The 13,668-nt window shown below is 35.3% G+C and carries 14 protein-coding genes; 4 read left to right on the forward strand and 10 right to left on the reverse strand.

Features of this window, described 5'->3' with window-relative positions; translation table 11 throughout:
• Positions 1 to 383 (forward strand): hypothetical protein (locus tag SOY52_RS02840; RefSeq protein ID WP_320847470.1); only part of this gene is annotated, 383 nt, incomplete at its 5' end.
• 65 nt (positions 384 to 448) lie between these two features.
• On the opposite strand, the gene SOY52_RS02845 is transcribed toward SOY52_RS02840, so the two are convergent.
• From SOY52_RS02845 to SOY52_RS02875, 7 genes are read right to left on the reverse strand one after another with little or no spacing between them, the layout of a single operon-like run.
• Positions 449 to 889, reverse strand: coding sequence for a V-type ATP synthase subunit K (locus tag SOY52_RS02845; RefSeq protein ID WP_154424932.1), 441 nt, complete (start codon positions 887 to 889; stop codon positions 449 to 451).
• 26 nt (positions 890 to 915) lie between these two features.
• A complete protein-coding gene (locus SOY52_RS02850) occupies positions 916 to 2,760 on the reverse strand; it encodes a V-type ATP synthase subunit I (RefSeq protein ID WP_320847471.1) in 1,845 nt (614 codons plus the stop codon).
• Positions 2,757 to 3,374 (reverse strand): V-type ATP synthase subunit D, encoded by a 618-nt coding sequence (locus SOY52_RS02855; protein ID WP_320847472.1) that lies wholly within the window; start codon positions 3,372 to 3,374, stop codon positions 2,757 to 2,759. The genes SOY52_RS02850 and SOY52_RS02855 overlap by 4 nt, the downstream gene beginning before the upstream one ends.
• A gap of 12 nt (positions 3,375 to 3,386) precedes the next feature.
• Positions 3,387 to 4,679: a V-type ATP synthase subunit B gene (locus tag SOY52_RS02860; RefSeq protein WP_320847473.1), complete on the reverse strand. Its 1,293-nt coding sequence runs from the start codon at positions 4,677 to 4,679 to the stop codon at positions 3,387 to 3,389.
• Positions 4,680 to 4,681: 2 nt separating this feature from the next.
• Positions 4,682 to 6,409, reverse strand: a complete 1,728-nt coding sequence (locus SOY52_RS02865; RefSeq protein WP_320847474.1) for a V-type ATP synthase subunit A — start codon at positions 6,407 to 6,409, stop codon at positions 4,682 to 4,684.
• A 10-nt stretch (positions 6,410 to 6,419) separates the two neighbouring features.
• Positions 6,420 to 6,962, reverse strand: coding sequence for a DUF2764 family protein (locus SOY52_RS02870; protein ID WP_320847475.1), 543 nt, complete (start codon positions 6,960 to 6,962; stop codon positions 6,420 to 6,422).
• An 11-nt stretch (positions 6,963 to 6,973) separates the two neighbouring features.
• Positions 6,974 to 7,558, reverse strand: coding sequence for a V-type ATP synthase subunit E (locus tag SOY52_RS02875; RefSeq protein WP_320847476.1), 585 nt, complete (start codon positions 7,556 to 7,558; stop codon positions 6,974 to 6,976).
• 94 nt (positions 7,559 to 7,652) lie between these two features.
• Here SOY52_RS02875 and SOY52_RS02880 point away from each other — a divergent pair, with 94 nt between their 5' ends.
• A complete protein-coding gene (locus tag SOY52_RS02880) occupies positions 7,653 to 7,955 on the forward strand; it encodes a hypothetical protein (RefSeq protein WP_320847477.1) in 303 nt (100 codons plus the stop codon).
• On the opposite strand, the gene udp is transcribed toward SOY52_RS02880, so the two are convergent.
• On the reverse strand, positions 7,936 to 8,712 hold the full coding sequence (gene udp / locus SOY52_RS02885) for a uridine phosphorylase (RefSeq protein ID WP_320847478.1): 777 nt from the start codon (positions 8,710 to 8,712) through the stop codon (positions 7,936 to 7,938). The genes SOY52_RS02880 and udp overlap by 20 nt on opposite strands.
• A gap of 134 nt (positions 8,713 to 8,846) precedes the next feature.
• Between udp and SOY52_RS02890 the strand changes: the two genes are divergently transcribed.
• Positions 8,847 to 10,898, forward strand: a complete 2,052-nt coding sequence (locus SOY52_RS02890; protein WP_320847479.1) for an FAD-dependent oxidoreductase — start codon at positions 8,847 to 8,849, stop codon at positions 10,896 to 10,898.
• 118 nt (positions 10,899 to 11,016) lie between these two features.
• Here the strand turns inward: SOY52_RS02890 and SOY52_RS02895 are convergent, their stop codons facing one another.
• Both SOY52_RS02895 and SOY52_RS02900 read right to left on the reverse strand, forming a co-directional pair.
• Positions 11,017 to 11,463: an aconitase X swivel domain-containing protein gene (locus SOY52_RS02895; RefSeq protein WP_320847480.1), complete on the reverse strand. Its 447-nt coding sequence runs from the start codon at positions 11,461 to 11,463 to the stop codon at positions 11,017 to 11,019.
• Positions 11,460 to 12,725 carry an aconitase X gene (locus SOY52_RS02900; RefSeq protein WP_320847481.1) on the reverse strand — a complete coding sequence of 422 codons (1,266 nt, stop codon included), beginning with the start codon at positions 12,723 to 12,725 and terminating at the stop codon, positions 11,460 to 11,462. Before SOY52_RS02900 ends, SOY52_RS02895 begins: the two co-directional genes overlap by 4 nt.
• Positions 12,726 to 12,831: 106 nt before the next feature.
• Between SOY52_RS02900 and SOY52_RS02905 the strand changes: the two genes are divergently transcribed.
• On the forward strand, positions 12,832 to 13,668 hold an 837-nt coding region (locus tag SOY52_RS02905), incomplete at its 3' end, for a DMT family transporter (protein ID WP_320847482.1).

A 13,668-nucleotide genomic window follows, 5' to 3' on the forward strand; every position in this document is an offset into this window, starting at 1 on the left:
TTGCCATTATAGTATCAACAATTTGTATTGTCCTATTAAACTTTATTTGTTCATTTACAGGTTCTTCTATTGTTACAAATATAGATTTAATAGTAATGGCAATAACAACATCTCTGTTTTGTTTTGCTGCAGGGTGTTTCTTTTCTTCAATTACTACCCTATTTAAACCTTTTATTTCTTTTATAGTAATTGGAACTATTTGTCTATTATACTTTACTGTATTTTCAAACATTGAAGAGATAATAACTGTTTCAATTAGTAATAAAACTGTTAATTTTGCCGAGCCGATTTCTGGAGTTATCTTAGCAGTAATCTTCTATATTGGTTCATTAATAATTCATAACTTAAGGCTTAGTGATATGAAAACTACTTCAATTAGTTAATAAATGCTTTTAAAAGATAAAGGCTGTGGCAATCCACAGCCTTTATTAGTATCTATTGTAATTAATCAGCTATTTAAAAGGAGCATGCTGAATACAAGTGTAAAGAGAGCTACTGTTTCAACGATACCTACTACGATGAAGTAGTTAGCTGTACCTTTACCTGTCTCTGCTAATGCATCTGCTGAGCAAGCTGCAACCTTACCCTGTAAGAATGCTGATAAACCAATTGCAAGACCACCAAATACACCAACACCAAGACACATAAGCATGTTACCTGTAGCCTGGAAAGCAGAGTTGATGAAGTTCATGAGCAAGAAGCCGTAGATTGTCTGTGTTAAAGGTGCACCTGCGAAAGCAACCATGATAAATGGAGCTGGCTTACCTTCTGAATAACACTTCTTCCATCCACCTACTGCAGACTGTGCAGCGAGACCTGCACCAAGACCTGAACCAATGGCTGAAAAACAAAGAGCACAAACCATACCTACATAAGCTAAATTAGACATATTAATATCTCCTTTGTAAACTTTTATTATTTAATTGCCGTTTCTCTAAACGGATCGTAATTGTATCCAGTCCACTCCATGCCGAGCTGATTGGAGAATTCGAGAAGATTGAGTCTTACGCCATGTACTACGACGCTAAGCAATCCCATTACAAGGTTTAGTGCATGTCCAATTACAAGTACGAGTATACCTGCAGGAAGCGCAAAACCAGATAATAAACCACCTGCCATTTCGTTGAATGAATCAGCGATAGCAAGAGAAGCCATACCTACTGCAAAAAGTCTAATATAGCTCATCACATTACCAAAACAGCTAATTGTGTTTAAGAATACTGTGAAAGCATCTGAAAGACTCTTTACTAAACCTTTAGAAAACTTAAGTCCTGGCTCTTGTTTTCCAAAGAGACATACTAGGATAAATCCACATGCAACTCCACCTACGATTAATCCAAAGTTTACTTCTTCATTCAATACTAGGAATAGAACAAGCATGTAAATCACTAATACATCTATAAGCCATCCAATATCTGCAATAAATGAAAGGTTCTTTTCTTTAATCTTACTTACTACATTAATTACGCAAGCAAGTCCGATTTGGCTTGCACCAAGGATAAAACAGAACTTCATTACACAGTTTTGTGCAAATGCAGATTCAATACCATATAACTCCATAGAGAAGTTACAAATCGATGGTATTATAAATAGCTTCAGAAATGGTAATGCATTAATAATTTGTACACTACCAAACCAAGTGCCAGTTAAAGCACCCCATACTATTGTCGTCGCGCCTAGAACATAGATAAGAATTACTATGTCACTTGCCTTTTTACTCTTTATATGTATTAGAGCTGCGATTAATACGAAAATAAGTCCATACCCTGCATCTCCAATAATCATAGCAAAGAAAAGTGAGAAATATAAAAGGAAGTACAAAGAAATATCATATTCTCTGTATCCAGGTACAGTACCAAGGATGTCATAAAGAGGTTTAATAATTCTAATAAGACCTTTATATTTAATCTTTGTAGGAGGATTTTCATCATCCTTAATTTCATCAATTAAATATGCATAGCCTTTTTCAGAAGCATAATCCTTAAATGAAGTAATATCGTCCTGAGGAATATATCCATGTAGGAGAGTAATTACTTCAACATCCTCACAGGTTGCATCAACCTTTTCAAATAAAGAATCTTGACTAGCTAAATTAATTCTCTTCTTATACTCACTAGTATAACAAGAAGCATTAACTAAAGACTCTTTTATAAATGAAAGTCTATTATTGAGTTCCTTTTCCTTTGCTAAAACATCAGAAAGTGAAACTTCATTAGGGATAAACTCATTGGCAGGGAAAGTTTTATCAAGAGGCTTTCCAATTACTGCAATTGCATTCATTGAGTTAACTTCTTTTAATGAAATAAAGCTAACATCTTCTTGATTCTTTAATGTTTCCTTTTCCTTTTTACCAATAGTGTAGAAATAAAGACTAACACCATTATCTGTTAAGAACTTTAAGTCTGATGGAGAAAAATCTCCCCAAGGTTCAAGTTCTGCTTTAACAAATGATAGTTTTCTTAATTCCTCTACATTTTGGCTTCTTTCAGCAATAAGACTTTTTAAGGTGTTATCTAGTTCTTTAAACTCTTTAGCACTTAAGCTCTTTTGCTCAATGTTCTTTTGTTTACCACACTCCTCTTTGATCGCAGCTAAAACATTCATCATACTCGTGATATCACGATCAATGATATCTGATGCCTCTGAGCTCTTTTTAAGAGAGGATATATGCATTAATCCTAGCTTTCTTAGGCTTTTTAGCATTTCTTTCTTTTCAGCTACTGGTGCTGCAAGAGTTACACTTAACATGCCTTCAATCATGCACTTTCCTCCTTTGTAAGTTTCTTTTTAGCGATCTTTCCTCTTACGACAGCAGAGGTCTGCTGATCACCGAGATAAATGCCAATTCTTCTGATATTCTCTTTTGCTTCAGGTATTTTAACCTTCTCAAAGAGATTAACACGCTGACTCGTTGTCCTTAACTCCTTATTAAGTAAATCAATTTGTTCTTGAAGTGTTTTAACTTTTGCATCAAAGACACTTGCTTTCTTTAAAGCTTCAAGACCAGCATCTACCCAAAGTGGGTATTCAAAGAGAGAATAAGGAATGTCCTGAAATGTCAAATCCTCAAAGACAGGAATTTCGACACCAGCAATATTACCCTTACCTTTCTTAATTTCATCAATCTTAACAAGGTTATCTAGACTATGGAGAGAATCAAAAGAACTGTTTTCACCGAAGACAGCAATCCAGTGTTGTAGTGAGTCAATTAACTCCTGTTGAGCTTTTTTGTACTCCACTATCTCACCTTCAATTTGTCTAATGACAGTTTGAAGCTGCTGCTTTTTTAATTGCAGTGTAGGAAGGTAGCGATTAAATTGTTTAAGCGCATCCTTCTGCTTCTTCTGTTCATTCTTTGTCAGTTTGACAGCCATAAAACACTCTCCTTATTTAGGCCAGTATTTGCTGATTAAATCAGACTTTAATCCAGTTTCGTTCTTTTCAAAACACTCAGAAAGAATTTCCCATCCAAGATCAAGAGCTTCTTCTAGAGGAATGTTTACAGAAAGATCCATTAACTTAGTTTCAAATAATGAACCATACTTTAATAACTTTTCATCCCATTCACTCATTAAGAATCCCATTGCCTTCTTCTCAACAGATTCTTTATAAGCTGCATAAAGCTTAATCATAGCATCCATTAGGGCTCTATGGTCATCTCTAGTATCCTTATTTACCTGTTGCTTAAGACGGCTTAATGAACCAAATGGCTCAATGTGACCACCTCTAAGGTAGTACTGACCTTCTGTAATATATCCAGTATTATCTGGAACTGGGTGAGTAACGTCATCACCAGGCATTGTTGTAACACCTAAAATTGTAACACTTCCTGCACCTTCAAAGTCTACAGCCTTCTCATAGCGAGCAGCTAAGTTAGAGTAAAGATCTCCTGGATAACCTCTATTAGATGGTACCTGGTCCATAGTAATTGCCATTTCTTTTAGAGAGTCACAGTAGTTAGTCATATCGGTAAGAAGTACAAGTACTTTTTTACCTTTAATAGCAAATTGTTCTGCAACAGCAAGTGCCATATCAGGAACAAGTGTACACTCTACAGTTGGGTCTGATGCAGTATGAATAAACATAATTGTTCTACTCATAGCACCACTCTTTTCAAGAGTTTCTTTGAAGAATAGGTAGTCATCATATTTAAGACCCATACCACCAAGAACAATCAAATCAACCTCAGCTTGCATAGCAATTCTTGCAAGAAGCTGGTTGTATGGTTCACCTGAAATAGAGAAGATAGGTAATTTCTGTGATTCAACGAGTGTATTAAATACGTCAATCATAGGAATACCTGTTCTAATCATGTTTCTTGGAATAATTCTTCTAGCTGGGTTTACAGATGGTCCACCAATTTCAATCATGTTTTCATTTAATGCAGGTCCATTATCTCTTGGCTCGCCAGAACCATTAAAGATTCTACCAAGTAAGTTATCTGAGAAACTTACTCTCATTGGTACACCTAAGAACCTAACACTGTCTCCAGTACTAATACCTTGAGCGCCACTAAAAACTTGCAAAGAAACTAAATCATGATCAAGTTTAATTACGTTAGCGTAGCTTACACCTGATTTTGTTGTAACTTCTGCAAGGTCCTGGTTCTTAACACCCGTTGCTCTTACAGTGATTACGTTTCCCACAATAGATTCAATTTTTGTATATACTTTCTGCATGATTAACCCCTCTTCTTTTCACTATATAGCGTGATTAATTCAGCTTTTCTTACACTATAAGATTTATCACTCTCAGCTGTACCATTCCAGTCTAAGAATGCCTGTCTTACCTTGTTAAAGAAGAGTCTTACATCTTTCTTATCTTGAAGGTCATAATCACTCATCAAAATATCATAAAGTACATTAAAGGTTTCAATTTGTCTTTCAACAGTAACTTGAGCATCTACTGGGTCGAATGAGTTCTGCTGTAAGTATACGCTATCTAATAATTCGCCCTTTTGGTAAGTAATGTAGTCTTCAAGTGAAGTACCTTCTTCACCTACTACCTTCATCATCTGGTTAACTTCATTACCTCTTAGGAGAACTTTATAAGCTGCATTTACTTCTTTAGCTGGTAAAACACCTTCATACTTTGACCAGGAATCAAGTGGATCAATTGCAGGATACTTTCTTGCATCAGATCTTTCACGAGAAAGTCCATGGAAAGCACCTACTACCTTTAATGTTGCCTGAGTTACAGGCTCTTCGAAGTTACCACCTGCTGGAGATACTGTACCACCAATAGTTACAGAAGCAGTTGTTCCATCCTTTAATCTTACCTTACCAGCTCTTTCATAGAACTCAGCAATTCTTGATTCAAGGTAAGCAGGGAAAGCTTCCTCTCCAGGAATTTCTTCAAGTCTACCACTCATCTCTCTCATAGCTTGAGCCCAACGAGAAGTTGAGTCTGCTAGCAGAAGAACATCAAGTCCCATATTTCTATAGTACTCGGCGAGTGTTACCGCAGTATAAACAGATGCTTCACGAGCGGCAACAGGCATTGAAGAAGTATTACAAATAATAATAGTTCTTTCCATCAAGCTTCTGCCTGTTTTTGGGTCAATTAGTTCAGGGAATTCCTTAAGAACTTCTACTACCTCACCTGCTCTTTCACCACAAGCTGCAATAATTACAATATCAACATCAGCATTTTTACTTGTTAAGTGCTGAAGTACGGTTTTACCAGCACCAAATGGGCCTGGAATACAGTATGTACCACCCTTAGCAACTGGCAAGAAGGTATCGATAAGACGAATCTTAGTAACCATTGTTTCATCTGGTCTAAGTCTCTCCTCATAGCATTTAATAGCTTTTTTTACAGGCCATTCAAATACCATTGAAAGCTCTTTCTTTTCGCCCTTATCGTTTTCAATTACAGCAATTGTGCTTCTTACATTGTATGTTCCAGCGCCATTAATTGATAATACCTTCCACTCTCCTAGTAGGTTAAATGGAACCATTATTTTATGTGTAAATACACCTTCTGGAACTGTACCAAGAGTATCTCCAGCAACTACTGTATCACCAACTTTTGCAACAGGTGTAAAAGGCCAATCCTTATCAGGAATAGCTGTAAGATATACACCTCGCTGTAAGAAGAATCCACACTCCTCAGCAAGTTTTGGGAGTGGATTTTGAAGACCATCATAAATTTGAGTTAATAAGCCTGGTCCAAGTTCTGCAGATAACAGCTCACCAGTAAACTCAACCTCGTCACCAACAGCGACACCACCAGTCATTTCATATACCTGGAGGGAGGCTGTATTACCGTTGATTCTGATAACTTCACTCTTTAAACGAGTATCACCTAAAAGGATGTAACCTACTTCGTTCTTTGTGATAGCACCTGTGAATTCAACATTTACCATGTTGCCGTTGACGGAGACAACACGTCCTCTGTTATTATCCATATTTCTACCTCTAGCGGAATATTTCCTCTTTCAATGTTCCAAAGAGTTTTGAGAATTCCTCATTACCCTTTTCCACAGTAAAGACAGATAGTCTTGAAAGGATTTGAAGTCTAAGCGCATAACTAATTAAAAATGTAAGGTCAAAGTAGTGCCCAAGACCTGTTTCTTTTTCTAAAAAGTCCCAATAAAGATTTAAAATAATCTTTTCACCCTCAAGAGGATCCTTTGAGTACACAGCCTTCTTTACTATTTCCCTAATGCGGTTTTCTTTCTCACCCTTATTGACATATATATCGTCATTAAGTCCTAGCTTCTTTGCTCTTTCTTCTATTAGTGCTTGATCAACCATTGATCTGAAGTGAGAAAACTCTTTAATAAAATGATTTCCTTTTACTTCATCACTACCATTTAAGGTTGCATGAGAAAGAATTTCAAAATCTTTTTTAGATAGATATCCCTTACAAAGATTTAAAAATTCTTCCATTGTCATATAGCTGGTCATATCACTCTTAAGAGCAGGAAGTGTCGGTACTAGATAGTAATAATTACCCATAAGCTGTCCTATCAGCCGATAAGCTCTTTAAGCCTCTCGGAAAGATATGGTTTAATCAGAAGAGCACATTCTTCTGCAGACATATCAATATATCCTGATCCATCATTGCTTGTAAGTTTAATACCAGAAAGCACACCTTTACTCTCTTTTAAGAAATCCTTTTCCTTAATCTTTTGAGCAACTTCCTTAGTAAGAGCCTTAAATACATCATCCTTTAAACCTTCAGAAACCTCAGCTGTAACACCATTTAAATCTGCATTAACTGCTTGAGTAATTAATGAAGCTAGTAAAGTTGGGTCCATAGCCTTTTTGCAATCATCTGTAAGGATTTTATTAAATAGAGACTCAACGTTTTGCTTTAAAGAAAGAGTAACATCTCTTCCTGCCTGAACGATTTGTGCTTTAGCACTCTCAGCTTCTAGCTTGGCACTGTTTTTTGCATCTTGGATGATTTTCTCACTTTCAGCTTTTGCTTTCTTGATTATCTCATCAGCTTCTGCTTTAGCAGATGCAAGGATCTCAGCACTCTGTTTTTTAGCTTCTTCTATACCTTCTTTCTTGATAGAAGCAACTAAATCTTGAATCTGTTGTTCCATTTTGTCCACCTTTATGATAATAATAGATCAAAAAATCTCACTTTTAATGATAATATAAATGAATTAGAAAGGAAATGAAAAAAAAATACAATTTATGGAAGAATATTTGATTGGTAAGAAAGAAAAAGGTATTTTTAGAATTTACAATTTAAAAACAGATAAATCATATTTTGGCATTACAAAAGATATAATAAAAACTCGTGCTGAAGAACGATTTATGCTCGATTTAGGACTTCATAAATGCCAAGAGCTCCAAGAGGATTATAAAACAACAGGTCTTGAATTATTTGTAATTGATTTAGTCAAAATTGCAAATGAGGAGGACGAATTAGATGCCCTCCTCTCAGAAACTATAGCAGAATTTACTGCTAAAGGTATTACTCTTTATCAAGCTTAATTAATTCTCTTATACCTTCAATAGCAACTTTAATTGCATTAGTAGTGTCATGAAGCTTAGGATTATCCATTCCTAAAGCTTCTCTTTCTTGGTTACCAACAACAAAGAATTCCGAGCCACATCTAACACCAAGTCTTGCAGCAACAGTAAATAGAGCTGCAGATTCCATTTCAGAGGCTAATACACCAAGACGTTTCCATGCTTCCCATTTATTCTTTAACTCATAACTAACTGGCATGATATCTGGGTCGTGTTGACCGTAGAAACTATCCTTACATTGAACAACGCCCATGTGATATCTAAAACCTAATTTTTTAGCAGCACTTCTGAGTGCAAGAGCACAATCGAAATCGGCAACTGCAGGAAATTCAATTGGAGCATATTCTCTACTAGTCCCTTCCATTCTTACTGCACCAGTGGCAATTACAACATCACCACCCATTACAGGAAGTGCAATACCACCACAAGTTCCCATTCTTATAAATGTATCAGCACCACATTTATATAACTCTTCCATTGCAATACTTGCAGATGGTCCTCCGATTCCAGTACTAGTTACACTAACCTTTTCACCATCTAAATAACCTGTATATGTAACATATTCTCTTGAGTCGGCAATTAAAACTGCATCATCTAAGTACTTTGCAATTAGAGGTACTCTTTTAGGATCTCCAGGTAAAATAACATATCTACCTACATCACCCTTTTTAATGTGTAAGTGGTACTGTATACCTGTTCCATTCATGTAATCAGACATAAACCCTCCAAATATTTAATAATAAATAATTATACTTAATTAACAATCAAAAGCAATTATTATATTTAAGTTGTTGAATCTTATGTTTAATGTGATATAATTTTGACATCTTTATGCAGGAGTGTCAAAAATAAATGGATAAAAAATTACAACCTTTATTTACGCCATGGAAAATAGGTTCATTAGAGATAAAGAATAGAATTGTATTAACCAGTATGGGTGGAACAGATCTCTTTGGTTGGATGGAAAAAAATCACTTCGATAAGGCTGGTGCACAATTTATCATGAATGTTGCTAAAAACAACGTTGGTTTAGTACTTCCTGGTTGTCAACCAGTTTATAATCCTATGTTTGGTCAATGGCTTTATAAAAATAAGAAGATGTATGATGACCTAAAGAAATGGATGCCAGAATTTCATAAAACTGGTGCAAAACTCTTTATTCAACTTACAGCTGGCTTTGGTAGATCATTTACCATCTCTAAGCTCATGGAAGATTTATATACAAATAAAGCTTTGCGTGCAGTTTCTAAGCCATTTATGAACCTTGATAAAATCACAGCTTCAGCAAGCCCTTCACCAAATAGATGGTCAGATAAAGTTCCTTCTCGTGAAATGACTAAGCAAGAGATAAAGGAAATGGTTGATGCATTTATTAAAACTGCTGTATTACTTAAGGATGCTGGTGTTGATGGTGTTGAAATCCATGCAGTACATGAAGGCTATTTACTCGACCAATTTACTTTACCATATGTAAATAAAAGAACAGATGAGTATGGTGGTTCATTTGAAAATAGATATCGTTTTGCAGTAGAAATTGTTCAAGGAATTAAAAAAGCTTGTGGTAATGACTTCCCTGTTTCTCTACGTTACTCAGTTGTTTCTAAGACAAAGGACTTCAGAAAAGGAGCTCTCCCAGGAGAAGAGTATAAAGAAGTTGGAAGAACAATGGAGGAAAGCGAGAAAGCTATTAAGTACCTTACTGATGCAGGATATGATATGTTTAACTGTGATAATGGTACTTATGATGCTTGGTATTGGGCTCACCCACCTATTTATATGCCAGAAAACTGCAATCTTGAGGATGTTGAGCATATCAAAAAGTTTACTTCAGCTCCTGTCGTTTGTGCTGGCCGATTAGACCCATATGTAGCTGCTGAGGAAATTAGTAAGGGTAAACTTGATGGAGCAGGCTTTGCTCGAAGCTTCTTAGCTGACCAAGAATGGGTTACAAAGTTAATTAATGGTAAAAAGGATGATATTAGACCTTGTATTTTATGTCACAATGGCTGTTTTAATATGTGTCACTATAAGGGTGTTCCTAATGATCAAGATTTACCTGATTCCCTTGGTCTTGCTCGTTGTGCTGTTAATGCAGAGACAATGCAATGGAATAAGCATAAGATTGTAAAGACCACAAAGGCTAAGAAGGTTATCATTATTGGTGGTGGTATTGCAGGTATGGAGGCCGCTAGAGTCTTAAAGCTCAGAGGTCATGAACCTGTAATCTATGAAAAGAATGATAATCTAGGTGGCGTATTTATTGCTGCATCTGCTGAATCATATAAAGGTAAACTCAGAGAGCTTTTAGCTTGGTATGTTAAACAAATTAAGGATTTAAATATCGAAGTACATTTAAATAGTGAAATTAAAGATATTTCTTCTTTTAAAGGTAATGAGATAATAATTGCCACAGGTGCAAAGCCAAGAAGATTACCAATTAAAGGCGTTGAAAAAACAATTGAAGCTTGTGAATACCTTACAGGTAAGGAAGTTGGTAACACTGTTGCAGTAGTCGGTGGCGGTTTAACTGGATGTGAAATAGCTTACGAGTTAGCATTAGAAGGAAAAAAGCCAATTATTATAGAGATGAAGGATGATCTTGTATCTCAAAAGGGTGTATGTCTTGCTAATTCATCTTATTTAAGAGAGTATTTCGAGTTAAATAAAACTCCTGTTTATTTAGAAACTAAAATAGATGAAGTACAAGATGGTAAAATTATCGTAAAGCTTAAAAACGGAGATAAAAAGGAAATTGCAGTTGATTCAGTTATTATGAGTACTGGTTATATTCCAAACCCATTGGAAAAGAAGAGTAATCATGTACATCTAATTGGTGATTGCTTAAGTGTTGGTAACTTAAGAAGTGTTATTTGGAAAGCCTACGAAGTAGCAATGAAGATTTGATCATAAAACCTTGTAGTCCCAAATAAATTGATTTTAAACAATTAAGTTTTCATATAATTAATGGCCCTCTTTGATTTAAGTAGGGCCATTAATTTTAGTTTTATACGATGTGATTATTTTATCGCTCTACAATAACACTTCCATCCTCTTTAACAGTAATTGTATCACCACTTTGAACGAAGGATAAAAATTCATCTCCTAAGTTATCTATTGTAGGCATTGAATGGTCTGTCCATACATCTGCAAGTATTGCACCTGCAGCTGCAAGCGAATCAATTGGCTTACTAAAAAGAAGACATGCAGCTTGTCTTTCCATCGAGGCAGCACAGTATAATACTAACCCACCTGTAGTTGACCCAATTGTTTGAGGAAGACATAATGCTTTTCCAGCCATTGCTTTGTTATATAAATCAGGATTATTTTGGTCAGAACACTTTGCAGTTTTATCACCAAACATTAAGGAATGCTGATAAGAAGCTAGAGTATTAAAACCACCATGAGAGACTAAAGCTTCTGCTTTGACACTACCCTTTACAACTACTCTACCTTTAAATGTCATTTTCATACGTTTTCTCCTGTAATTGCTTTAAGTAACTCATTTTCTTTCATAAACTTAGCACTAGTATAGGTTCTAAGCTTATTTGAACATGTGATAACAGGCATCTTTCCACATTGTGGATTATTCATATACATCAGAGGACAAATAGAAGAAATAACTACACCTCTATTACTAAGCTTTTTATATCCATCGTGGTTCTTAAATTCTTTTACTACAGCAGGAGCTGCTGTCATGACAGTTGGAATGGTGACTTTTTTCTTATTATTTTCTTTAAGCTTAAAATCAATATTATTTGCCCATTCATCGAGCTGCTCAATAGATAAGTGAGGGCATCCAATAAATGCTAGCTTTGGCTTTGCATTCTTATCCTTCCAGATAATTGGATAACTCTTTTCAACTCTCTCAAGCTCTGCATCATCAATAACATATGTTTTATAGTTAGATGCTAACAACTCTCTTTTTTGATTTACAGCCTCAGGTGTAAGGTTTTCAATATGGTACAAACCAACTGCACCATTACTTGCTGTTGCGGCACCAAAATCCTTTAAATAAGACTTAGCCCCATCCAGGTTATCAAAGTATTTATCAAGGCCAATTACATATGGAACTTCTTCCATAACCTTCATACCAATTGCAGAACCAAGTAGCTGTGCTTCAGGCTTTTTGCTTGTTTTAACCTCAATTAGCCAAGTTGCTTTTCTTCCTTCATCGGTTAATAGACCAAAATAAGGGACACATCCAACAATCGAACCAAAGAGATCGAAAATACCACTATTTCTATTGCATCTTGCTCCAAGAACACTGTTAGCATATACAACAGCAGAACTCTCAGCCCAAGAAAGGATATCACCTTCTTTAGGTGTATTTCCTACTTCACTCATGTAGCAAGTACAGGTATAGCCATCATCACCTACTATTCCTAACTTTTTTAGTTGTTCATCGTAATCATTTTGCTTTGAATACATTACCCTAAAAAAGATTTCTTGTATAAGGTTCTTTGGAACATTTGGATCAAGTGGTTTTGGGTCTACTGTAAAGCGCTGTGTTGATACAGCACCACTTTCGATTATCTTATCCATTAACTCATAAACAGGCTTCATAACTGATAAACCAAAGCTAGTTACAAGATGCCCTTTATCAGATGTAATATCTGCCATACGGGTTGCTCCAAATGTTTCACCGTACATCACGAGGGTCTTCATGATTTTTGCTTTTACTTCACCCTCTTTCCCATCATAGATATTTTGCTGTCTTTGTGTAAGCTGCATAAATTCCTCCTCAAAAGACTGATTTTATTCTAACATATTTTAATTCCTTGTCAAAATAAGAAAGTACTATTTAATGAAAATAATTAAAGTGTTACTATTTCGAGCCATGAATAAAAAAACTGCAACAGTACTTTTACTATTAACAGCCCTAATTTGGGGATGCTCATTTGTGGCTCAAGATGTATCGAGTGATTACCTTGGACCATTTACCTTTAACTTCATTAGATTCTTTATAGGATCATTTGTATTAATTCCTTTTGTGTTAAATAATAGAAAGAAACAAAAGCCTACAAAAAATGACGATAAAAATGCAATAATTGCTGGACTATGCTGTGGTAGTGCCCTTGCTATTGCATCTGTATTACAGCAAATAGGAGTTGCTGAGTCAGGAGCTGGAAAGGGAGGCTTTATTACTTCGCTTTATAATATATTTGTTCCATTCATATTAGTATTAATGGGAAGAAAGCTTCAAAAGAAGAATTTTGTATGTGCCTTTGGTGCAATTGTTGGTATGTACCTACTTTGTATTAATGATTCCTTTACCCTTGAAAAAGGCGATATCTTCCTGCTTCTCTGTGCACTTGGTTTTGCAATTCACATAATTGTAATTGATTATTTCAAAACAGTTGATGGAATAACACTTAGTTCCTTACAGTTCTTTGTAAGTGGTATTATTTGTCTTATTGGAGCAATACTCACTGAAAAAATAGATTTTTCATTAATTGTAAAAGCCTTAATTCCTTTATTATATGCAGGTGTTTTTTCCTGTGGTATTGCATATACATTACAGGTTGTTGCACAAAAATATATCCATCCAGCAGTTGCAACACTTATTTTATCATTAGAATCTGTATTTAGTGTAATAGCAGCCTTTGTAATTTTAGGTGATACCTTAACAATAAAGGAATTACTCGGCTGCTTAATAGTATTTATCTTTGTAGTT

The sequence above is a fragment of the Bullifex sp. genome (assembly GCF_034103065.1).
In the GTDB taxonomy this organism is placed as follows: Bacteria; Spirochaetota; Spirochaetia; order Sphaerochaetales; family Sphaerochaetaceae; genus Bullifex.

Excerpts from the sequence above, each read along its gene's own strand:
- SOY52_RS02855 (WP_320847472.1), bottom strand. The coding sequence starts at position 3,374 with ATGGCTGTCAAACTGACAAAGAATGAACAGAAGAAGCAGAAGGATGCG.
- SOY52_RS02895 (WP_320847480.1), bottom strand. The coding sequence starts at position 11,463 with ATGAAAATGACATTTAAAGGTAGAGTAGTTGTAAAGGGTAGTGTCAAA.
- SOY52_RS02890 (WP_320847479.1), top strand. The coding sequence starts at position 8,847 with ATGGATAAAAAATTACAACCTTTATTTACGCCATGGAAAATAGGTTCA.
- SOY52_RS02875 (WP_320847476.1), bottom strand. The coding sequence starts at position 7,558 with ATGGAACAACAGATTCAAGATTTAGTTGCTTCTATCAAGAAAGAAGGT.
- SOY52_RS02900 (WP_320847481.1), bottom strand. The coding sequence starts at position 12,725 with ATGCAGCTTACACAAAGACAGCAAAATATCTATGATGGGAAAGAGGGT.
- udp (WP_320847478.1), bottom strand. The coding sequence starts at position 8,712 with ATGTCTGATTACATGAATGGAACAGGTATACAGTACCACTTACACATT.
- SOY52_RS02870 (WP_320847475.1), bottom strand. The coding sequence starts at position 6,962 with ATGGGTAATTATTACTATCTAGTACCGACACTTCCTGCTCTTAAGAGT.
- SOY52_RS02850 (WP_320847471.1), bottom strand. The coding sequence starts at position 2,760 with ATGATTGAAGGCATGTTAAGTGTAACTCTTGCAGCACCAGTAGCTGAA.
- SOY52_RS02845 (WP_154424932.1), bottom strand. The coding sequence starts at position 889 with ATGTCTAATTTAGCTTATGTAGGTATGGTTTGTGCTCTTTGTTTTTCA.
- SOY52_RS02880 (WP_320847477.1), top strand. The coding sequence starts at position 7,653 with ATGGAAGAATATTTGATTGGTAAGAAAGAAAAAGGTATTTTTAGAATT.
- SOY52_RS02865 (WP_320847474.1), bottom strand. The coding sequence starts at position 6,409 with ATGGATAATAACAGAGGACGTGTTGTCTCCGTCAACGGCAACATGGTA.
- SOY52_RS02860 (WP_320847473.1), bottom strand. The coding sequence starts at position 4,679 with ATGCAGAAAGTATATACAAAAATTGAATCTATTGTGGGAAACGTAATC.